16 protein-coding genes are annotated in these 20,938 nt (G+C 68.4%); 3 read left to right on the forward strand and 13 right to left on the reverse strand.

Going from position 1 to position 20,938, the window contains the following annotated elements; translation table 11 throughout:
- Nucleotides 1–64 precede the first annotated feature (64 nt).
- The 7 genes from AC06FE_RS04315 to aspS all read right to left on the reverse strand — a co-directional run bounded on the left by AC06FE_RS04315 (nt 65) and on the right by aspS (nt 7,261).
- On the reverse strand, nt 65–1,981 hold the full coding sequence (locus tag AC06FE_RS04315) for a potassium transporter Kup (protein WP_132865335.1): 1,917 nt from the start codon (nt 1,979–1,981) through the stop codon (nt 65–67).
- Between the two features lie 41 nt (nt 1,982–2,022).
- Nucleotides 2,023–2,610, reverse strand: coding sequence for a Holliday junction branch migration protein RuvA (ruvA, locus tag AC06FE_RS04320; protein WP_132865336.1), 588 nt, complete (start codon nt 2,608–2,610; stop codon nt 2,023–2,025).
- Between the two features lie 136 nt (nt 2,611–2,746).
- Entirely contained in the window at nt 2,747–3,268 is a 522-nt protein-coding gene (gene ruvC / locus AC06FE_RS04325; protein ID WP_132865337.1) for a crossover junction endodeoxyribonuclease RuvC, read from the reverse strand.
- Between the two features lie 67 nt (nt 3,269–3,335).
- The gene (locus AC06FE_RS04330; RefSeq protein ID WP_132865338.1) at nt 3,336–4,064 is read right to left on the reverse strand and encodes a YebC/PmpR family DNA-binding transcriptional regulator; all 729 of its coding nucleotides are present in this window, start codon (nt 4,062–4,064) and stop codon (nt 3,336–3,338) included.
- 64 nt (nt 4,065–4,128) lie between these two features.
- Nucleotides 4,129–4,779 (reverse strand): alpha/beta fold hydrolase, encoded by a 651-nt coding sequence (locus AC06FE_RS04335; RefSeq protein WP_192287428.1) that lies wholly within the window; start codon nt 4,777–4,779, stop codon nt 4,129–4,131.
- Between the two features lie 93 nt (nt 4,780–4,872).
- Nucleotides 4,873–5,388, reverse strand: coding sequence for a GNAT family N-acetyltransferase (locus tag AC06FE_RS04340; protein WP_192287916.1), 516 nt, complete (start codon nt 5,386–5,388; stop codon nt 4,873–4,875).
- 118 nt (nt 5,389–5,506) lie between these two features.
- Entirely contained in the window at nt 5,507–7,261 is a 1,755-nt protein-coding gene (gene aspS / locus AC06FE_RS04345; protein ID WP_323439244.1) for an aspartate--tRNA ligase, read from the reverse strand.
- Between the two features lie 197 nt (nt 7,262–7,458).
- On the opposite strand from aspS, the gene AC06FE_RS04350 reads away from it, so the two are divergent.
- Nucleotides 7,459–8,400 (forward strand): DUF3011 domain-containing protein, encoded by a 942-nt coding sequence (locus AC06FE_RS04350; protein WP_478072367.1) that lies wholly within the window; start codon nt 7,459–7,461, stop codon nt 8,398–8,400.
- 40 nt (nt 8,401–8,440) lie between these two features.
- On the opposite strand, the gene AC06FE_RS04355 is transcribed toward AC06FE_RS04350, so the two are convergent.
- The 5 genes from AC06FE_RS04355 to blaCESS form a co-directional block, all read right to left on the reverse strand.
- Nucleotides 8,441–9,073: a hypothetical protein gene (locus AC06FE_RS04355; protein ID WP_478072322.1), complete on the reverse strand. Its 633-nt coding sequence runs from the start codon at nt 9,071–9,073 to the stop codon at nt 8,441–8,443.
- Between the two features lie 43 nt (nt 9,074–9,116).
- Nucleotides 9,117–9,740: a hypothetical protein gene (locus AC06FE_RS04360; protein WP_478072323.1), complete on the reverse strand. Its 624-nt coding sequence runs from the start codon at nt 9,738–9,740 to the stop codon at nt 9,117–9,119.
- A gap of 96 nt (nt 9,741–9,836) precedes the next feature.
- Nucleotides 9,837–12,593 (reverse strand): serine/threonine-protein kinase, encoded by a 2,757-nt coding sequence (locus AC06FE_RS04365; RefSeq protein ID WP_478072324.1) that lies wholly within the window; start codon nt 12,591–12,593, stop codon nt 9,837–9,839.
- Nucleotides 12,594–12,667: 74 nt separating this feature from the next.
- Nucleotides 12,668–13,903, reverse strand: a complete 1,236-nt coding sequence (locus AC06FE_RS04370; RefSeq protein WP_478072325.1) for a cation:proton antiporter — start codon at nt 13,901–13,903, stop codon at nt 12,668–12,670.
- 67 nt (nt 13,904–13,970) lie between these two features.
- Nucleotides 13,971–14,861: a CESS family extended-spectrum class A beta-lactamase gene (blaCESS, locus tag AC06FE_RS04375; protein ID WP_478072326.1), complete on the reverse strand. Its 891-nt coding sequence runs from the start codon at nt 14,859–14,861 to the stop codon at nt 13,971–13,973.
- A gap of 166 nt (nt 14,862–15,027) precedes the next feature.
- On the opposite strand from blaCESS, the gene AC06FE_RS04380 reads away from it, so the two are divergent.
- Nucleotides 15,028–15,897 (forward strand): LysR family transcriptional regulator, encoded by an 870-nt coding sequence (locus tag AC06FE_RS04380; RefSeq protein WP_478072327.1) that lies wholly within the window; start codon nt 15,028–15,030, stop codon nt 15,895–15,897.
- Between the two features lie 274 nt (nt 15,898–16,171).
- On the opposite strand, the gene AC06FE_RS04385 is transcribed toward AC06FE_RS04380, so the two are convergent.
- Nucleotides 16,172–18,049 (reverse strand): ABC-F family ATP-binding cassette domain-containing protein, encoded by a 1,878-nt coding sequence (locus tag AC06FE_RS04385; protein WP_478072328.1) that lies wholly within the window; start codon nt 18,047–18,049, stop codon nt 16,172–16,174.
- Nucleotides 18,050–18,363: 314 nt separating this feature from the next.
- Here AC06FE_RS04385 and AC06FE_RS04390 point away from each other — a divergent pair, with 314 nt between their 5' ends.
- Nucleotides 18,364–20,769: a TonB-dependent receptor plug domain-containing protein gene (locus tag AC06FE_RS04390; protein WP_192287437.1), complete on the forward strand. Its 2,406-nt coding sequence runs from the start codon at nt 18,364–18,366 to the stop codon at nt 20,767–20,769.
- Nucleotides 20,770–20,938 lie beyond the last annotated feature (169 nt).

The following is a 20,938-nucleotide window of genomic DNA, read 5'->3' on the forward strand; positions in this document are numbered from 1 at the left end:
AAAAGCTGGCAAAACCGCCGCCCGGCGCCGGCCGCCCGCCGGCCGGGCGGCACTGCCCCGGCGGTCAGATCTCAACCTGCGCCCCCAGCTCCACCAACCGGTTGCCCGGGATCCGGAAGAAGCCGGTGGCCGGGGCGGCGTTGCGGTGCATGAAGGCGAACAGCTTGTCGCGCCAGATCGGCATGCCGCGGTTGGCGCTGGCCACGATGGTCTCGCGGCTGGCGAAGAAGGTGGTGTCCATCGGGTCGAAGTAGATGCCGCCGTGGTCACACGAGCGCATCAGCGCCAGTGGCACGTCCGGGGTCTCCATGAAGCCGAAGCGGATGTAGATGCGGTGGAAGTCATCGCCGACCGATTCGATCTTCAGGCGCTGGCCTTCCTGTGCGTACGGCACCGGCAGGGTTTCCACGTGCAGGAACACGTTGCGCTCGTGCAGCACCTTGTTGTGCTTGAGGTTGTGCATCAGCGCATGCGGCACCACGGCCGGGTCGGCGGTGAGGAAGATCGCCGTGCCCGGCACACGCACCGGCGGGGCCAACATCAGGCCCGGCAGGAAGCTGTCCAGGCGGATGCCGTCCTTGCGGATCTCGTCGCGCAGCAGTTCACGGCCACGGCGCCAGGTGCGCATCATGGTGAACAGCACCAGGCCCAGCACCACCGGGAACCATGCGCCCTGCAGCAGCTTGGCGCCGTTGGCGACCACGAAGCACAGGTCGATGATGAAGAACACCACGCACAGGGCGAGGATGCCATGGTGCGCGCGCGGCCACAGCGCGCGCGCGACCAGCGCCAGCAGCAGGGTATCGATCAGCATGGTGGCCGACACCGAGATGCCGTAGGCAACGGCCAGGTTGCTGGAACTCTGGAAGGCCAGCACCAGCCCGAACACCAGCGCCGCCAGGCCCCAGTTGATGCCCGGGATGTAGATCTGGCCGATGGTGTCGTGCGAGGTATGCAGGATGCGCATGCGCGGGATGTAGCCCAGCTGCATGGCCTGGCGCGACACCGAGAACGCACCGGTGATCACCGACTGGCTGGCGATCACCGCCGCCATCGTGGCCAGGATGATCATCGGGTACAGCGCCCACTGCGGCACCGCCTCGAAGAACGGGTTGGCCACCGCGTCCGGGCGCTCCAGCACCAGCGCGCCCTGCCCCAGGTAGTTCAGCACCAGGCACGGCAGCACGAAGAAATACCAGGCATGGCGGATCGGCGGCACGCCGAAATGGCCCATGTCCGCATACAGCGCCTCGCCGCCGGTGACCGCCAGCACCACCGCGCCGAAGATGAAGATGCCGTGCCAGCCGTGCTCCATGAAGAAGCGCGCGGCCCACATCGGATTGAACGCCTTGAGCACCTCCGGCGTGCCGATCACGTTGTAGATGCCGATGGCCGCCAGCGCCAGGAACCAGATGATCATCACCGGTCCGAACACCTTGCCGACCTTCTCCGTGCCGAAACGCTGCGCGGCGAACACCGCCGCCAGCACCACCAGGGTGATCGGCACCACGAAGTGGCCCAGCCCCGGCGCGGCCACCTTCAGGCCCTCCACCGCGCCCAGCACCGAGATGGCCGGGGTGATCACGCCGTCGCCGAAGAACAGCGAGGCGCCGAAGATGCCGAGGATGCCGACCACGTAGGCCGTGCGCGAGCCATTGCGCAGGGTGCGCTGGGCCAGCGCCATCAGCGCCATGATGCCGCCCTCGCCGTCGTTGTCGGCGCGCATGATGATGGTCACGTACTTGAGCGTGACCACCATGTTCAGCGCCCAGAACGCCAGCGACAGCACGCCCAGCACGGTGTCGTGGTCACTGTTGAGCCCGTAGTGCGGCGAGAACGCCTCCTTCAGGGTGTACAGCGGGCTGGTGCCGATGTCGCCGAACACCACGCCGATGGCACCGATGACCAGTGCCAGGCCACCGGCGGCGCCGTGGCCGCCCGTGTGAGCGTGGGATTCAGACGGGGAAGAAGCGTGGGACATGGCGTTCTCGATATGGCGTCATGCGGCCGTGGATGAAGGGTTCAGCGCAACGCCGACTGCAGCGCCTTGCGGATCACCGTGGCGACATCGTCGCCCTCGGCTGCCGCATCGCGCGCCATCTTGGCCGCCTCGGCCGGTTTATAGCCCAGTTGCTGCAAAGCCACCGTCGCCTCGGAGACCGGGTCGGCGGCCAGTTGGCCGGCGATGGGCGCACCGCCGCCGGAAAAGTGGGCGGCACGGTCGCGCAGCTCCACCACCATGCGCTCGGCGGTCTTCTTGCCGATGCCGGGGATGCGGGTCAGCGCGGTGATGTCGCCGGCCTGGATCAGCCGCGCGAACTCGTCCACGCTCACCCCGGACAGCACCGCCAGCGCGATCTTGGCGCCGATGCCGGTGACCTTCTGCACGTCGCGGAACAGCCGCCGCTCGCCCTCGCGCAGGAAGCCGTACAGCGACACGCTGTCCTCCTTCTGCGCGTAATGGGTGTACAGCACGACCTCGCGGCCCACATCGGGCAGGTCGTAGAAGGTGCTCATCGGTGCTTCCAGCTCATAGCCGACGCCATTGACGTCGATCATCAGCCACGGCGGTGCCTTGTAGGCCAGGATGCCGCGCAGTCGTCCGATCATGGGGCAGCCCTCCGGGCGGGAAAACGGGAAACAGGCAACGGCGCATGATGGACCACGGCGTCGACGGCGATGTGATAACCGGAACAGGAAGCACCGTCACTGCCGGCGCCCCGCTCCCCCTGCCCTGCTTTCAGATTCACTTTCGACTCCAAGCCTTGCGCACGTCCACGCCCAGCCGGTTGGCGGTGGCGCGCACGTGCGCGTGGGTGATGGCCACCGCCAGCGCATCGGCGGCGTCGGCCTGCAATTTGGTGTGCAGGTTGAGCATCAGCCCGACCATGTGCTGTACCTGCTGCTTCTCGGCGCCACCGCGGCCGACCACGGCCAGCTTGATCTCGGTGGCGGCGTACTCGCTGACCGGCAGGTCACGCATCACCACCGCGCACAGCGCCGCGCCGCGTGCCTGGCCGAGCTTGAGCGCCGAGTCGGCGTTCTTGGCCATGAACACGCGCTCGATCGCCACTTCCTGTGGCTGGTACTCCTCGATCAGCGCGTGCAGCCCCTGCACCAGCAGCTTGAGCCGCTGCGGGAAGTCGGCCGCGCCCAGCAGCACCAGCGGGCAATGGTGGACATGCCGCGCCTTGCCGCTGGCATCGATGTCGATGATGCCGACGCCGGTACGTTGCGAGCCGGGGTCGATGCCGAGGATGCGGGTCATGGGGATGCCTGTGGAAGAAAGACGGCGCGCAGCATCGCAGGGCGCCGTCTCACCTGCCGGGACCGAATCAGCCTTCCAGGCTGGCCTGGTCCACGTTGGAGTACACGTCCTGCACGTCGTCCAGGTCTTCCAGCATGTCCAGCAGCTTCTTGACCTGCAGCACCGTGTCGCCTTCCACGGCGATGTCGTTCTCGGCGCGGAAGGTGATCTCGGCGTGGTCGGGCACCAGCCCGGCCGCTTCCATCGCTTCCTTCACCGCCTGGAACGATTCCGGCGCGGTGATGACGTCGATGGAGCCGTCGTCCGGGTAGACCACGATGTCGTCGGCACCGGCCTCGATGGCCGACTCGGTGGTCTTTTCCTCGTCGGCGCCCGGCGCATAGGTCAGCACGCCCAGGCGCTTGAACATGAAGGCCACCGAGCCTTCCGTGCCCAGGTTGCCGCCGCACTTGCTGAAGGCATGGCGCACGTCGGCCACGGTGCGCACGCGGTTGTCGGTCAGGCAGTCGACGATGACCGCCACGCCGCCCGGGGCATAGCCTTCGTAGCGGATTTCCTCGTACTCGACGCCTTCCAGCTCACCGGTGGCCTTCTTGATGGCGCGCTCGATCACGTCCTTGGACATGTTGGCGGCCAGGCCCTTGTCCATGGCCACGCGCAGCCGCGGGTTGTTGTTGGGGTCGCCTCCACCGCCGCGAGCGGCAACGCCGATCTCACGGATGATCTTGGTGAAAATCTTGCCGCGCTTCGCGTCAGACGCGTTTTTGCGGGCTTCGATGGAAGGACCTCTACCCATGGGATTTACCGTACATCTGTCAGGAACAGGGGGCGAATTCTACCTGATCCCCTCGCCGCGGCCGTCATCCGGCGTAACGCGCCGCCTCGCTGGGGAAGCGCCCCTGGCGCAGGAAGGCCGCCGTCATGGCCACCACCTCGGCCGAGAGCACCATCCCGGTGTGGCTGACCGGCACCACGCAATGGTCGGTCAGGCCCGGCAGGCGGGTTTCCTCCAGCCCGACGGTCCCGTCCGAGTCGCCGTGCAGGGCGCCCATCAGGGTGCCCAGGCCGTGGGCGACGTTGCCGGCGACCAGGCCCACTTCCGCGCGGCCATGCCATTCCGGCAGGCCATGCAGCAGCAGGCTGCCGCTGCGGCCCAATGCCTTGGACCAGCCATGCTCGGCCAGCGCGCGGGCGGTGCCGCTGCCGCACAGCGGCGAGCCCAGGCAGACCACGCGGGGAACGTCGAGATCGGGCGCCTGGCGCAGCGCCTCCAGCGCCACCAACCCGCCCAGGCTGTGCCCGACCAGGTGGATCGGGCCGCTGCCCCGCAGCCGCTCCACCAGCGACGGCACCGCGATGTCGGGGCCGCCGAAGACGCTGGGATAGCCGAACAGGTCAACCCGGAAGCCCTGCTGGCGCAGGCGCAGCGCCAAGGGCATCAGCCAGGAACGGGGGTTCCAGATGCCATGCAGCAACAGCACACGCGGCTGGCGCGAAGAAGAATGCGACATGGAGGCAGTCTGGACGAAGTTCCGGGGAGCGCCAAGCGGTGTCGGTTGCCAGTGAGGGTGGGCGGGGCCTGCTTCTGGCCAATCCCGATGCGTTCAGCCCAACGTGCGGCGCAGGATGAACTCCTTGTCGCGCACCTGGCCCACCGGGAACTCGTAACTGCCCACCGGCACGAACCCCTGCCGGCCGTAGAAGCGCTGCGCGCCGAGGTTCTCCGACCACACGCCGATCCACAGCGCCTGCCCGCCCCGCGCCTGCAGCCATTGCAGTGCTTCGGCGAACAACTGCCCGCCGCGGCCACCGTTCTGGTGCTCGCGCAGCACGTACAGGCGTTTCAACTCGCCGTCACCGGGCTGCACGTCGGCGTGCGGCAGGCCACAGGGGCCGGCGAAGGCAAAGCCCACCGCTTGCCCGTCCACTTCCAGCAACCAGGCCGCGTAGTCGCCCGATGCCAGCTGCTGGCGCTGCCCGTCCACCGGATAGGCAGTGGCCAGGTAATCGGCCAGGTCCTGCGGCGGGTACAGGTGGCCGAAGGTCTCCACGAAGGTACGTTCGGCCAGCGCACACAACAGCGCGGCATCGTCGGGGGTGGCGCGGCGGATGTTCATCAGGTCAGGAGTGGAAAAGATAAGAGGAGGAACCACAGCACGGCGCCCTCATCCGCCCTCCGGGCACCTTCTCCCGCGAACGGGAGAAGGGAGCGGTATTCTCGCGCCTCGTTGATCCGACTCAGTCCTTGGTCTTTGGACGGACCTGGATGTGCACTTCGGCCAGCTGCACGTCGGCGATCGGCGACGGGGCGTCGGTCATCAGGCACTGTGCGCCGGTGGTCTTCGGGAACGGGATCACGTCACGGATGGACTCGGTGCCGGCCATCAGCGCGGCGATGCGGTCGATGCCGAAGGCGATGCCGCCGTGCGGCGGCGCGCCGTAGTTCAGCGCGTCGAGCAGGAAGCCGAACTTGGCGCGGGCCTCTTCGGCACCGATGCCCAGCAGCTCGAACACCGCGCTCTGCATCTCCGGGCGGTGGATACGGATCGAGCCGCCACCGATCTCGTTGCCGTTGAGCACCATGTCGTAACCGCGCGAGACGGCGGTCCGGGCATTGGCGCGCAGGTCGGCCACGTCGTCCACCGCCGGGGCGGTGAAGGGGTGATGCAGGGCGACGTAACGCTGTTCTTCCTCGTCCCATTCGAACATCGGGAAGTCGGTGACCCACAGCGGGCGCCAGCCCTCGGCCACGCGGCCGAAGTCCTTGCCGGCCTTCAGGCGCAGCGCGCCCATGAAGTCGGACACCTTGTTGTAGCCACCGGCGCCGAAGAACACGATGTCACCGTTGCCGGCACCGACGTGCTTGAGCAGCGCGGCGAAGGCGTCCTCGGCGAAGAACTTCTGGATCGGCGAGCTGACCTCGCCGTTGTCGGCGATCTTGATGTAGGCCAGGCCCTTGGCGCCGTACTTGGCGGCGTGGGCGGCGTATTCGTCGATCTGCTTGCGGCTGAGCGTGGCACCGCCGGGGATGCGCAGCGCGGCCACGCGGCCGTCGGCGTCATTGGCCGCGGCGGTAAACACGGCGAACTCGCTGCCCTTGACCAGCTCGGCCACGTCGACCAGCTCCAGGTCGATGCGCAGGTCCGGCTTGTCCGAGCCGTAGCGGCGCATCGCCTCGGCCCAGGTCATGCGCGGGAACTGGGCGTCGAGCTCGACGTCGACCACTTCCTTGAAGATCGAGCGGATCATGTCCTCGACGAAGTCCTGTACGTCGCGCTCGCGCACGAAGGCGAACTCCATGTCCAGCTGGGTGAACTCCAGCTGGCGGTCGGCACGCAGGGCCTCGTCACGGAAGCAGCGGGCGATCTGGTAGTAGCGGTCGAAGCCGGCCACCATCAGGATCTGCTTGAACAGCTGCGGGCTCTGCGGCAAGGCGTAGAACTCGCCCGGGTGCATGCGCGCCGGCACCAGGAAGTCGCGTGCGCCTTCCGGGGTGGCCTTGGTCAGGATCGGGGTCTCGATGTCCTGGAAGCCGCGCACGTCCAGGTGGCGGCGCAGCGCCTGCACCAGCTTGATGCGGGTGCGCTGCATGCGCTGCATTTCCGGGCGGCGCAGGTCCAGGTAGCGGTACTTCAGGCGGGTGTCCTCGCCCGGATTCTCATGGGCGTGGAACGGCAGCGGCGCGGCCTTGTTGAGGACGGTGATGGCGGTGGCGATCACCTCCACCTTGCCGGTGCGCATCTTGTCGTTGACCGCATGGCGGGCGCGCACCACGCCTTCGACCTGCAGCACGTCCTCGTAGCCCAGCGACGCGGCCACGGCGAACACCTCGGCGTTGTCGATCTCCACCGTCACCTGCACGATGCCCTCGTGATCGCGAAGATCGATGAAGCAGACGCCGCCCTGATTACGGGCCACGTCGGTCCAGCCGGCGAGGGTCACGGTTTGGCCGATCAGGGTCTCATCGACCAGGCCGCAGAAATGGGTACGCATGGAAAACTCCGCAGGGGGACGCCGGCGCGGAAGCGCACCGGTCAGCCCCGTATTTTGCGGCCGACGGCAGGCCGGGGCAAATCCGCCATTCAGTCACATGGGCTTAAGCGGGCTTACCCCTATAGTTCCGCCACCTAAACCTGAACAGGGATGACGCCATGCATCGCCACCTTCTGCTCACCAGCCTGACCGCCCTGATGCCCCTGGCACTGCTCGCCGCGCCGGCCCACGCCCAGTCCTATGGCTACGACGGTGACACCATCCGCTGCGAGAGCAACAGCAACCGCCAACGGACCTGCGTGACCGGCTGGCGCGGCGCCACCGTGGTCCGCCAGCTCTCCGATACGCGCTGCGTCGAGGGCCGCAACTGGGGCATCAACAACGGCACCATCTGGGTCAGCGGCGGTTGCCGCGCCGAATTCGCCGAAAGCCGCGGCAATTGGGGCGGCGGCGGTGGCTGGGGCGGTGGTGGCAACCCCGGCAACAGCGGCACTATCCGCTGCGACAGCAATGACAACCGCCAGCGCGTCTGCAACACCGGCTGGCGCCGCAGCGTGCTGGTCCGCCAGCTGTCCAAGAGCCAGTGCGTGGAAGGCCGCAGCTGGGGCAGCAGCAACGGCAACGTGTGGGTGAGCAATGGCTGCCGGGCCGAGTTCGCCGAGGGCCGTGGCGGCAACTGGGGCGGCGGTGGTGGCGGTGGCGGCAACTGGGAAGGCAACGCCGGCACGATCCGCTGCGAAAGCAACTCCAGCCGCCAGCAGGTCTGCCGCACCGGCTGGCGCAGCGCCACGCTGGTGCGCCAGCTCTCCGATACCCGCTGCATCGAAGGCCGCAACTGGGGCAGCAACAACGGTTCGATCTGGGTCAACGGCGGCTGCCGCGCCGAGTTCGCCGAAGGCCGTGGTGGCGGTTGGGGCGGCGGCGGTGGCGGCGGCTGGGGCGGTGGCAGCAACTACGTCGTCGAATGCGCGAGCGATGGCAACCGCATGCGCTCGTGCGCATGGGAGCGCCGCGCCGGCCGGCCGGTGGTGGTCCAGCAGTTGTCCAGCTCGCCCTGCATCGAAGGTCGCAGCTGGGGCTACAACGGCAACAGCCTGTGGGTGAACAACGGCTGCCGGGCCCGCTTCGGCGCCCGCTGAACCCGCGCCTGCCGCGGACGGAAACATGGAAAGGGCGCCGTCAGGCGCCCTTTTCCGTCGTGTCGCTGCCCCACGGCGGTGGCGGCGGCGTGATCGGGCGACTCAGATCGAATTCAACCTGGAACAGGCGCCCGTCCGGCCGTGACAGCTCGTACAGGAAGCGGCGGCCGGGCTCGACTTCCATCGCCCAGGTGTTCTGCAGCGATGCGGCCATGCCCTCGGCGCTGAACATCGCCACCGATGCGGCATCCACCGGGAACTGCTGGCGCACGGCGGTGCCGGCGGCGACCGTGTCGCCGCCATAGTGGGTCACCGCATCCGGCGTGCCGTCTTCGTGGCGATGGTCGTGCTTCAGGCGCAGGCCGTCCCGCTGGCGGGTCAGCACCCAGGTCCGCGAGCGGTCCCCGCCGACATGGAACGGCACCCGCAGTTCGCTGGCCGGTGCATCGCAGCCCCGCACGTGCATGACCAGCGCCTTGCCTTCGAACGGATCCGGGGTGGCTGACGCCGGCACGTTGCGGACCACGCGCCCGGCAAAGGCCTGGCCGCAATGCGTGGCCACGGCGGCCATGAAGCGGTCGGCGGGGGCGGCATCGTCCGCCAGGGCTGGCAGGACGGGAAGCGCTGCAACCAGCAGCAGGCAGGAAAGGAGACGACGGGATGGACGGTTCATGCCCCGACCCTAGCCGTTGCCCCCCTGCCGCGGCAAGCCGCGGTCAGGGCGCCTGCGCCGGCAAGCCCCACGGCGGCGGTGGCAACGCCACCGGCCGGCGCAGATCGAAATCCACCCGGAACACCCGCCCGTCCGGCCGCGACAACTGGTAGCTGAAGCGTTGCCCCGGCTGCACGTCCACCGTCCAGTGGTTCTCCAGCGACGCCGGCAGGCCGATCCGCCGGAACATCGCGATCGACGGCGCGTCCACCGCGAACGCCTGCCGCCGCGCGCTCCCCGGCGGCAACGACAGGCCGCCGAAGTCACTGACCTCATCCGGGCTGCCATCCGCGCGCCACTGGTAGTGACGCAGCCTTAGGCCCTGTGCGACGCGGGTGAACACCCAGGTCCGGGAATGGTCATCGCCCACGTGCAGGGGCAAGCGCACCTCCTGCCCACCACGCGTGCATTCGGCGACATGCAGCACCGGTGGCTTGCCCTCGAAGGGGTCGGGCACGCTGAAAGCCGGCTCGTTGACCGTCACCCGCCCGGCGAAGGCCTGCCCGCAATGGCTCGCCAACGCCTGCATGAAGGCGTCGGCGGAGCGCGAGTCCTCGTCACGGGCCGTGCAGGCGCTCGTCAGCAGCACCACTGCGCCCAGCGCTACGAACAGGGGGTTCCGTTGCATGCCCGCGACCCTAGCCACGCACGCGGCACCCGGCAATCGGACTGCGGCGCGATCATGGGGCACACCCGCGCAGGAGGCCAGTTGGACTGGCCGATCCTAGCCGGTCGCGCACCCCGACCCCGCCAGCAGCGACTGGGCACGCCGGCGAAGCGTGCTGGCCGGCAGCAACTCGCGTTCCACCGCCGTCCAGGCGAGGCGCGCCTGTTCCTGTGCCGCCCTGCACTGCCCCGCCGCGGCCTGCGCGTCGGCCAGACGGACCCGCTGCTGCGCCGTCTCCACCGAATCGCGGCCGACCTGGCTTTCATACAGGCCCACCAGTTGCTGCAGGGTCTGCGCCGCGGCAGCGGCATCACCGGCCTTGCGTTGCCGCTCGGCCAGCACCGACAGGTAGCGCCGCTCCACGCGGATGTCATTGCCCTGCAGCTGTGCCTTGATCGCCGCCAGCGACTGATCGGCGCCGGCAAGGTCACCTCCGGCCACCAGCAGCTGCACCCAGATCGCCTCGGCCAGCAGCCGGCGTGGATGCTCGGCCGCCACCTGCCGTGCCCAGCCCGCGCGTGCATGGGCGATCAATGGCCGCGCCTGCTGCAACTGTCCTTCCTCGACCAGCAGGCGTGCCAGGTTGGCCTCCACGATCCACACCGGCGGCACGTCATCGCCCACGGTCGCGCGACGGATGGCCAGGCTGCGCCGGAACAACGCATCGGCGCTGGCCGCGTCACCGCGCGCCTGCTCCAGCCCGGCCAGATTGTTGAGCGTGATCCCGGCATCCATGGTCTGCGCCACGTCCAGCCGCACGTACTGGTCCAGGCCCTGCCGGTACTCGGCGGCGGCTTCGGCGTAACGCCCCAGGTCCTGCAGCACGGCGGCGCGTTCGTTGTGGATCGAAGCAACGTTGTCGTTGACCTCGCCGAACAGGTGCCGGGCCAGCACCAGTACTTCACCGCTGACGTCGAAGGCTTCCTGGTAACGGCCCTGGGCGGCGATGGCGCGCATCAGCACGTATTGCCCCGACCACCACTCGAAGGTCCGCGTGCCCCACGGGCGGCGCAGCTCGGCCGCATGGCGCAGCATCTTCTCGGCCGGCACGTAGTCGCCCTTCTCGATGTACATCAGCGCCTTGTTCTGGTTCACCGTGGCGATCCGCAGCGGGCTGCTTCCGAGCGCGTGGTGCATGGTCAATGCCTGGTCGAATGCCTGCTCGGATTCATCGAAGCGACGCTGTATGTTCAACGCCAGCCCCAGCGAGTTGTAGGCCTGCGCGATGCGCAGCTGGCCGGGACGCGGGGCATCCAGTGCCAGCGACTGGCGGGCGAACTGCTCGGATTCCTTGCCGCGCTGCGCGTTGGCCAGCAAGGTGGACAGCTCGTTGAGCGACACGGCGGTGATGTCGCGGCTGCTCGCCCCCGCCGCGGCGAGTACCGGGATGGCATCCCGGTACAACGCTTCGGCGCGCTTGACCTGGCCGATGTTCTGGAAGGCCTGGGCCAGCACCGACTGCAGCCGGGCCTTGATCACCGGCGAGGTCCATTGCTGCTGGTCGATGCGCGCCTGGCTGGCCTCGAGCACCTCGCGCGCGGTGACGTCATTGCTGCCCCGCAGCTCTCCCTTGCGGGGGTTGGCGGCGTCGAACGAGGAAACCAGGAAGTCGCTGACCTCCTGGGCGACGCGCGCCTCCTGCTCGGCGCGCGCACGCGCCTGGTCCAGCCGCCAGACGAACCAGGCAACCAGCAGCAACACCACCAGCAGCATGCCGGCGCCTTTCCAGTAGCGCCGGAACCAGCGCCCGGTGCGATACAGCCGCCCGCCATTGCGCGCCTGCACCGGCCGATGCTGCTGGTAACGGGTGATGTCGGCGGCCATCGCTTCCACCGACGGATAGCGCTGCTCGGGCGACACCGCGCCGGCGCGGACGACGATGGCGTCCAGGTCACCGCGCAACGCCTTCGGCCACGGGCAATCGGCACCGGCGACCCGGCTGGGGGAGGCCACCGCCTGGCCGGCGTCGAGCGCGCCGCGTCGCCCGCCCTTGCCGGCCAGCAGCTCCAGCAACAGGCAGCCGAGGCTGAACACATCACCGGCCACCCCGACCGACTGCCCGGACTGCAGCTCCGGTGCCGCGTAGGCCGGGGTGAAAAACTGCCCGCGACCTGCATCCTGTTCCTCCTCCAACAGGCGCGAGACACCGAAGTCCAGCAGCACCGGCTCGCTGTCGGCGCGCACCAGGATGTTGGCGGGCTTGAGGTCGCAATGCAGTACCAGGCGCGCATGCGCGGCCTGCACGGCGCTGCAGATCTTCAGGAACAGGGCCAGGCGCTGCTGCAGGTCCAGCTGCTTCCGGTTGCAGTACACGTCCAGCGGCTCGCCGCGCACGTACTCCATCACCAGGTAGGGCTGGCCCGCCGGCGTGCTGCCACCGTCGTACAAGCGCGCGATGTTGGGATGCTGCAGGCTGGCCAGGATGCGCCGCTCCGCTGCCAGTCGCTCGGCCACGCGCGCACCCGGCGCGCCCTGCAGGAACTTGATCGCCACTTCCTGGACGTACAACTCATCGGCGCGCTCGGCCCGGAACACGATGCCCATGCCGCCGCTGGCCAGCCGCTCGCGCAGGCGCCAGGGGCCGATGCGGTCACCTTCGGCCAGCTCCGACGCGATCACCGCACCGAGCAACTGCTCCAGTGGCTCGCGTGCGCTGCTCAACTCGCGCGTCTGCGCGTGCAGCAATTCCAGCGCCTCGGCGATCACTTCCGGATCACCACTCAGGCGCGCGAGTTCGGCCCGCCACTGCGACGGTTCCATCTCGCACACCGCATCGAACAACGCCCGCACCTGCTGCCAGCTGTTCCGTTCCATCGCCATCCCCCAGGGCTGCGTCGTCCGGGCGACGAGGCATGCCGGCAGCGATCATAACGGGACGTTCGGCGTGATCAGGCGTCTCTTACGGCGGCCTGTTCGGTTCCGGGCATTGCGTCGGGGTCTCTTACGGCTTCGTCGTGCAACGCGTGATCGGCGCCGGGATCGGACTCGTTCTGCAGCGGATCCACGTCCAGCGGGCGGCGGAATACCAACGACGGCAGCAGCGTGGTCAGCGCCGCGTACAGCAGCAGTGCACCAAACAATACCGCCGGAATGGCGAAGCGCTCGCGCATGATCGCGGCCAGCACCAGGGTGAAGATCAACGTCGGCGACAGTGCCAACGCCACCCGCAGGCTGGAACGGAAACTCTCGCCGAACATCAGCCGGCGCTGCAGCCAGACCACGCCGATGCGCAACGGCAGCACCACCAGCGTGATCACCAGCCCCAGCCCCAGCGCCTCGAAGCTCAGGGCTTCGCTCGGCACCTTGGTGCCGGCATTGAAGAAGTAGAACGGCACGAAGAACGAAGCGAACAGGCGCAGCGCATGCAGGTTGTCATGCGAGGCCAACGAAGGCATGCGCTGCTGCAGCAGGCGCGCCACCAGCCCGGCGATGAAGGCGCCCACCAGGTAATACACGCCCAGCGAATAGGTGATGTAGGCCGCGAGCATGCCCACCATCACCAGCAGCGAGAACTCCGAGCCGGGTGCATGCGGCGCCACCCAGCGGCCCAGGGCGATGAACAGCAACGGCAGGCCGACCATCATCGCGATCAGGGCCAGGCTGGACAGCCCCATGTGCAGCGGATCCCCGGCCTGCAGCACGACGAACAGCGCCGCCAGCGCCAACAGTTCACCGGCAATGGCCTTGCTGCTCACCCAGAACCGTTCGGCCTCGTCCAGCCCGAGCTGCGACAGCGAATCCATGATGAAGCCGGTCGACGGCGTCAGCAGCGCCAGCGCCAGCAGGGCCGCGGCCTGCCACGGGAGGCCGGCGTAATGCCAGGCCAGCCAGGCCACGCCGGTGAGCGTGGCGCTGCGGATCACCAGATGCGCCAACAGCGGCCACATGCCCTTGCGCAGGTCCGCCAGGTCGACCTCCAGGCCGGCGAACAGGAACAGCGAGGAGATGCCCAGCGTGGCCAGCAGGCCGACCACCGGGTCGTGTGCGCTGTTGCCCAGCCACAGCATCGCGGCGATGCCGAACACCAGGCAGCTCAGCGGGGCGGGAATGCTGAAACGCTGCAGCGCGCGCGGGATCACCAGCAACGCGAAGATCAACAGCAGGTAGATGAGTTCCTTGCTCATGGGAGCCTTTTGATTGCGACCGGATGCGCGGGTTGCGCGCACCGGCCACTGCCCCGCGACGAACCCGTCAGCGCAGGCGGGCGCCAGCAAGCTCCCCCACGCGACGCAGGATGCCATTGCGGCCGTCATCGTCCAGTGCAGAACCCTGCAGGTAGCTGGCCAGGATCCACGGTGAACCGCCCGCGGTTGGCCACAGCACGGCGATGTCGTTGGTGGTGTCCCTGCCGTTGCTGCCGGTCTTGTCACCGACCCGCCAGCCTTCGGGCAGGCCGGCCCGCAGGCGGGCATCGCCGGTTTCGTTGTCGATCAGCCAGTCCGCCAGCTGCTGGCGCGCAGCGGCGCCGAGCGCATCACCGAGCACGAACCGCTGCAGGTTGGCGGCCATCGCCGCCGGGCTGGTGGTGTCACGCGGATCGTCCGGTGCGAAGCGATTGGCTTCCGGCTCGTAGCGTGCGGTGACGGTCACCGCATCGCCCTGCGCGCGCAGGAACGCGGTCAGCCCGGCCGGCTCGCCGACCAGCGGCAGCAACAGGTTGGCCGCCGCGTTGTCGCTGACGATCATCGTGGTCCGGCACAGGTCACGCACGGTCATGTCCTTGCCGACATGGCGCTCGGTGCCCGGCGAGTTGCTGAGGATGTCCTGCGCGCGCACCGGCACGCGCCGGTCCAGCGACAGCTGCCCCTGGTCGGCGGCATGCAGCACCGCTGCCGACAACAGGAACTTGAAGGTGCTGCACATCGGGAAGCGCTCATCCATGCGGTGACCGATGCGCACGCCGCTGTCCGGATTCCACAGGCATACGCCGAGCCGGCCGCCACTGAGCGCCTCCAGCGCCGCGAAGTCATCGCCCGCCGGCGTCGCGCCGGCGCCCGCCCCAAGGCGCGCCAGCGCAGGCATGGCCACGCTGCTGAGCAGGGCGGCACCTCCGAACTTCAGGAATTGGCGGCGGGCAAGCATGCGGACGCTCCTTGGCAATGGGTGGCCGTGAGTATTGGAAACCCGCCCCCTCGCCACCAGCGCGAATAATCATCGGGAGCCATTAGATAAATTTGTAGCAATAGGCAAAAACGGATCGCGGGAAGCGGAATAATGCCCCCGTCCATCATCACGCGTTATGGCTGCCATGATCCGCCCCCAGCTCCCGCTCAATGCCCTGCGTGCCTTCGAGGCGGCGGCCCGGCACCTCAACTTCACCCGTGCGGCGCTGGAACTGTGCGTCAGCCAGGCCGCGTTGAGCCACCAGATCCGGACACTGGAAGACCGCCTGCAGGTCAGCCTGTTCCATCGCCTGCCGCGCGGGGTGGCACTGACCGACGAGGGTGCGGCGCTGTACCCGGTGCTGACCGAGGCCTTCGACCGCATGGCGATCGCACTGGACCGCTTCGTCGGCGGTCGCTTCCGCGAAGTACTGACGGTGGGCGTGGTCGGAACCTTCGCCACCGGCTGGCTGCTGCCGCGGCTGGTCGATTTCGAGACCGCGCATCCGGACATCGAACTGCGCGTGCAGACCCACAACAACCGTATCGATCTGGCTGGCGAAGGCCTGGATTTCGCGATCCGCTTCGGCGACGGCGACTGGCAGGGCCAGGACTGCACGGCCATCGTCGATGCCCCGTTCGCACCGGCCTGCGCCCCGGCGCTGGCGCGCCGGCTCAAGCGTGCGCGCGACCTGGCCAACGTACCGTTGCTGCGTTCGTACCGCGGCGATGAGTGGCCGCGCTGGTTGCAGGCGGCCGGTGTCAGTGGCGTGGAAGCCCGCGGGCCGATGTTCGACTCCTCGCTGACCCTGGCCAGCGCCGCGGTCGCGGGTGCCGGCGTGGCCTTGTTGCCGCTGCGCATGTTCGAGCAGGAACTGGCCGAGGGGCGGCTGGTGCAGCCGTTCGCACAGACGTTGGAACTTGGCCGCTATTGGTTGACGCGGCTGCGCTCGCGCGAGGAGCGGGAGGCGATGAAGCGGTTCCGGTTGTGGTTGGTGGGGCAGGAAGGGGGTTAGGCCGGTGGCTGGCCTTGGGCGGCGTGACGGGAGCAGAAGCAGGAAGCAGGGAACGGGAGCAGAAGCTCCCCCTCCCCAGCCCTCCCCTTGGCTGCGCCAAAGGGAGGGGGCAAGAGCGGGCTTGGCGGCGCGCTGCCAGATCGCATGAACCGCCCCCTCCCTTTGGCGCAGCCAAGGGGAGGGCTGGGGAGGGGTCGGCTTTGGCTTTGGCTGTTGCAGTTGCCGGGAACGCCTTTATTCCATCGGCGTCGCGGCCCAGCCCGCTCGCACTGGGTCAGTCGCCCAGCAGTTCCATCCAGGCGGCCTCGGCTTGTTCGAGCTGCTGCGCCAACACCTCGCGTTCGCCGCCGAGCTTGCCCATCTTCGCCGCATCGGCGTAGTTGGCCGGGTCGGCGAGCTGGCGGTCGACGTCGGCCAACGATGCGCCCAACTGCTCCACCTTCTTCTCGGCCGCTTCCAGCTTGTGCGGGTTGACCGGCTTCTTCGCCGTCGCCGGCTTGGCCGGGGCCACCTGCTGCACCGGGGCCGGTGCAGGTGCCTTCTCGACGCGGTCGGACTTGTTGCGTGAGCCCTGCGCGCTGGCACGGGTACGCAGCCATGCGGCGTACTCGTCCAGGTCACCGGCGAACGGCTCGACCACGCCGTCGGCCACGCGCCAGAAGGTGTCGCAGACCAGGCCGATCAGGTGGCGGTCGTGCGAGACCATCACGATCGCGCCTTCGAAGATGCTCAGCGCTTCGGCCAGCGCCTCGCGCATTTCCAGGTCCAGGTGGTTGGTCGGCTCGTCGAGCAGCAGCACGTTGGGCTGCTGCCAGGCGATCAGCGCCAGTGCCAGGCGTGCACGTTCACCGCCGGAGAACCCGTCCACCGGCTCGAAGGCGCGGTCACCCGGGAAATTCCACTTGCCCAGGAAGTCGCGGAAGTTCTGGTTCACGCCGTCCGGGTCGATATCGCGGAAGTGGTCCATCGGCGTGGCCCCTTCGTGCAGCGACTCGACCGTGTGCTGGGCGAAGTAGCCGATCTTCATGTCCGGGTGCGCGCTGCGCTCGCCGGCCAGCGGCGACAGGTCGCCCACCAGGGTCTTCACCAGCGTGGTCTTGCCGGCGCCGTTCGGCCCGAGCAGGCCCACGCGCTGGCCGGCCTCCAGGCCGAAGCCCACGTCCTTCAGGATCACCGCATCGTCGCCATAGCCGGCGTTGACGTGGTTCAGGCGGATCAGCGAGAACGGCAGCTTGGCCGGCTCGGAGAACTCGATGCGGAACTCGCGCTCGGCGCGCACCGCCTCGGTGCCGGCCATCTTGGCCAGGCGCTTCATGCGGCTCTGCGCCTGGGTGGCCTTGCTGGCCTGCGCCTTGAAGCGGTCGATGAAGCTCTGCAGGTGGGCACGCTCGGCCTGTTCCTTCTCGTGCGCGATCTGCTGCTGGCGCAGGTGCTCGGCGCGCTGGCGCTCGAAGTCGGTGTAACCGCCCACGTACAGCTTGGCGCTGCCGCCATGCAGGTGCAGGGTGTGGGTGGCCACGTTGTCCAGGAACTCGCGGTCATGCGAGATCAGCAGCAGCGTGCCCGGGTACTTGAGCAGCCACTGCTCCAGCCAGTACACCGCGTCCAGGTCCAGGTGGTTGGTGGGTTCGTCGAGCAGCAGCAGGTCGCTGGGCATCATCAGCGCGCGGGCCAGGTTCAGGCGTGCGCGCCAGCCACCGGAGAACGCCGCCACCGGACGGTTGTGGGTCTCGGCCGGGAAGCCCAGGCCGTGCAGCAGCTTGCCGGCGCGTGCCTCCGCGTCATAGGCGCCCAGCTCGGCCATCTTCTGGTGGGCATTGGCCACCGCTTCCCAGTCCTCGCGCTCGGCGGCGGCCGCTTCCTCGGCCAGCACCGCGGCCACCACGTCATCGCCACCCAGTACGAAGTCGATGGCCCGGTCGGGCAGCGCCGGGGTTTCCTGCGCCACGTCGGCGATGCGGATCTTGCCCGGCAGCGACACGTCGCCCTTGTCGGCTTCCAGCTCGCCGCGCACGGCGGCAAACAGGCTGGATTTGCCGGCACCGTTGCGGCCCACCACACCGACGCGGTAGCCGGCATGCAGGGTGAGGTCGACGTTGGACAACAGCAGGCGCTCGCCCCGGCGGAGGGCGAAATTACGAAGGGCAATCATGAGGGGGTCCGTTATAACGAAAAGGAATGTAGACGTAAGGAACATTCCTGCGACGCGATTCTAGCGTTAACGAATACTTGACTCACTTCCCATTGCCGCATTGCACCCTTCCGCGCGCATGGGGAACCGGTACTTGCCCGGTCAGATGTCTGTCACCCGATCCAATATTGCTTTCAAAAGCAACGATTTAGACGCGGCGAAACGGTTTGACACGAGGTAAATTTTTGGTTAATCCGTTAATGGCGCACCGCAGAGATCCGCGAAACGCATCACCTTTCGCCCGGCGCCGCCCCCACAATCGGAGCTGCAATCTGATGAACCGCAAGTCCAGTACGCTCGCCATCGCCGTCGCAATCGCCCTGTCCACCCCGGCCCTGCCCGCCCTCGCCCAGTCCGGCGCCCAGACCCTGGACACCGTGATCGTCACCGGTACCCGCGTGGCCGACCGCACCGTCGCCGAGTCGCAATCGCCCATCGACATCATCACCCCCGAGGCCCTGCAGTCCACCGGCACCTCGGAGCTGGCCACCGCGCTGTCGCGCGCCCTGCCCTCGCTGAACTTCCCGCGCCCGGCGCTGACCGACGGCACCAGCGGCATCCGCCCGGCGCAGCTGCGCGGCCTGTCCCCGGACCAGGTGCTGGTGCTGGTCAACGGCAAGCGCCGCCACACCTCGGCGCAGATCAACGTCAACGGCACCATCGGCCGTGGTTCCTCGGCGGTGGACATCAACGCCATCCCGATCGCCGCCATCGAGCGCGTGGAAGTGCTGCGTGACGGCGCCTCGGCCCAGTATGGCTCCGACGCCATCGCCGGCGTGGTCAACATCGTGCTCAAGGGCAGTGGCAGCGGCGGCAGCCTGGCGGTGGACTACGGCCAGTATTCGGCCGGCGATGGCAACAAGTACCAGCTCTCCGGCGACGCCGGCATCGGCTTCGCCGACGACCGCGGCAGCCTGCACGTGGCCGGCCAGGTCAGCCAGCAGGACGAGAGCAACCGCGCCGGCCCGTACCAGGGCACCTCGCCGAACACCGGCAACTTCCCGGACATCGGCGAGAAGACCTTCGTCGTCGGCGACCCCCGCGTGGATGCCACCGCGGTGTCGGCCAACCTCACCTTCAATTTCAGTGACAACGTCACCGGCTACGCCAACGCGCTGCTGAGCAACCGCGACATCACCTCCTTCGCGTTCTACCGCTCGCCCAACCACAACAACCAGGGCGCGCTGCTGGCGCAGGTGTACCCGAACGGCTTCACGCCGCAGATCAACCAGTACTCCCGGGACCGCTCGATCGTGGCCGGCGTCAAGGGCAGCACCGAAGGCGGCTTCAGCTGGGACGTGAGCGCCAACCATGGCGAGAACACGCTGGATTTCCACACCCGCAACAGCATCAACTACACCTACGGCCCGGGCAGCCAGACCAGCTTCTACGACGGCCGCCTGGAGTACAGCCAGGACATCCTCAACGCCGACTTCACCCAGGCGCTGGACTGGGGCCTGGCGTACCCGGTGACGCTGTCCTTCGGCGCTGAGTACCGCAAGGAAAAGTGGAAGCAGCTGCCGGGCGAGGCGGCGTCCTACAACGACGGCGGCCTGGGCATCCCGGGCTCGCTGTTCGGCGCGCAGGGCTTCGGTGGCTTCACGCCGAACAACGAAGTGGACGCCGACCGCCACAACTACGCGGTCTACGCGGGCCTTGAAGCCGACCTCACCGACAAGTTCTCCGCCGGCCTGACCGGCCGCTACGAGGACTACTCCGACTTCGGCGACAAGTTCTCCGGCAAGCTGTCCGCGCGCTATGCCTTCACCGACAAGGTCGCGCTGCGCGCCACCGCCTCCACCGGTTTCCGCGCGCCATCGCTGGCCCAGCAGAGCTACCAGGCGGTGACCAGCTCGATCACCGACGGCGTGTTCTACGAGAAGGGCACGTTCCCGGCCAACAGTGCCGCGGCGCGGGCGCTGGGCTCGGCGCCGTTGAAGGCCGAGTCGTCCACGTCCTACAGCGCCGGCCTGGTGCTGCAGCCGGTGGACCGCCTGTACGTGACCGTCGATGCCTACCAGATCGACATCGACGACCGCATCATCCTGTCCTCCAACATCAACAGCACCCCGGCCGCGCAGGCGCTGCTGTCCGGCCTGGGCCTGCCGCAGGTCACCCAGTTCGCCTACTTCACCAACGGCCTGGACACCCGCACCCGCGGCGTGGACGTCGTCTCCAGCTATACCGTGCCGTTCAGCGCCAGCAGCCTGGAGCTGACCGCCGCCTACAGCTACAACGAGACCGAGGTGAAGAAGTTCGCCGCCTCGCCGGCCGCCTTCGCGGCGCTGGGCATCACCCAGTCGCTGATCGGCCGCGACGAGATCGGCCGCATCGAGGACAGCTTCCCGCGTGACAAGGCGATCCTGAGCGGCACCTGGCGCTCGGACCGCTGGGAGCTGGGCCTGGCAGCTACCCGCCATGGCAGCTTCACGGTGCGCAACTCGGCCAGTGCCGCCCGCGACCAGACCTACGATGCCAAGTGGATCGTGGACGCCTCGGCCAGCTTCAAGCCGAGCGAGAACTGGAAGCTCACCGTCGGTGCGGACAACCTGCTGGACGAGTACCCGGACCGCGTCGAGAACCTGGTGAACTCCACCTACGGGATGATGCCGTACAGCAACTACTCGCCGTTCGGCTTCAACGGCGCCTATGTCTACGGCCGCATCAGCTACCGCTGGTAAGGACGCCCCCGCGTCGTGAAAGGAAGGTGCCCCGGGAGACCGGGGCATTTTCCTTTGTGGGCGACGGGGCTCACCCTTCCATCCGCGCAACAAAGAAAATCCAGATTTTTCATCCACTTTGCCGCATGAAAAGCAATGCGGCCTTTAGAATCGAGGCATCCCCCACCCG

It is taken from the genome of Stenotrophomonas sp. Steno-C18, assembly GCF_056393195.1.

Excerpts from the sequence above, each read along its gene's own strand:
- AC06FE_RS04370 (WP_478072325.1), bottom strand. The coding sequence starts at position 13,903 with ATGAGCAAGGAACTCATCTACCTGCTGTTGATCTTCGCGTTGCTGGTG.
- blaCESS (WP_478072326.1), bottom strand. The coding sequence starts at position 14,861 with ATGCTTGCCCGCCGCCAATTCCTGAAGTTCGGAGGTGCCGCCCTGCTC.
- AC06FE_RS04365 (WP_478072324.1), bottom strand. The coding sequence starts at position 12,593 with ATGGAACGGAACAGCTGGCAGCAGGTGCGGGCGTTGTTCGATGCGGTG.
- AC06FE_RS04380 (WP_478072327.1), top strand. The coding sequence starts at position 15,028 with ATGATCCGCCCCCAGCTCCCGCTCAATGCCCTGCGTGCCTTCGAGGCG.
- AC06FE_RS04315 (WP_132865335.1), bottom strand. The coding sequence starts at position 1,981 with ATGTCCCACGCTTCTTCCCCGTCTGAATCCCACGCTCACACGGGCGGC.
- AC06FE_RS04350 (WP_478072367.1), top strand. The coding sequence starts at position 7,459 with ATGCCCCTGGCACTGCTCGCCGCGCCGGCCCACGCCCAGTCCTATGGC.
- ruvA (WP_132865336.1), bottom strand. The coding sequence starts at position 2,610 with ATGATCGGACGACTGCGCGGCATCCTGGCCTACAAGGCACCGCCGTGG.
- AC06FE_RS04335 (WP_192287428.1), bottom strand. The coding sequence starts at position 4,779 with ATGTCGCATTCTTCTTCGCGCCAGCCGCGTGTGCTGTTGCTGCATGGC.
- AC06FE_RS04390 (WP_192287437.1), top strand. The coding sequence starts at position 18,364 with ATGAACCGCAAGTCCAGTACGCTCGCCATCGCCGTCGCAATCGCCCTG.
- AC06FE_RS04330 (WP_132865338.1), bottom strand. The coding sequence starts at position 4,064 with ATGGGTAGAGGTCCTTCCATCGAAGCCCGCAAAAACGCGTCTGACGCG.
- AC06FE_RS04360 (WP_478072323.1), bottom strand. The coding sequence starts at position 9,740 with ATGCAACGGAACCCCCTGTTCGTAGCGCTGGGCGCAGTGGTGCTGCTG.
- ruvC (WP_132865337.1), bottom strand. The coding sequence starts at position 3,268 with ATGACCCGCATCCTCGGCATCGACCCCGGCTCGCAACGTACCGGCGTC.
- aspS (WP_323439244.1), bottom strand. The coding sequence starts at position 7,261 with ATGCGTACCCATTTCTGCGGCCTGGTCGATGAGACCCTGATCGGCCAA.
- AC06FE_RS04355 (WP_478072322.1), bottom strand. The coding sequence starts at position 9,073 with ATGAACCGTCCATCCCGTCGTCTCCTTTCCTGCCTGCTGCTGGTTGCA.
- AC06FE_RS04385 (WP_478072328.1), bottom strand. The coding sequence starts at position 18,049 with ATGATTGCCCTTCGTAATTTCGCCCTCCGCCGGGGCGAGCGCCTGCTG.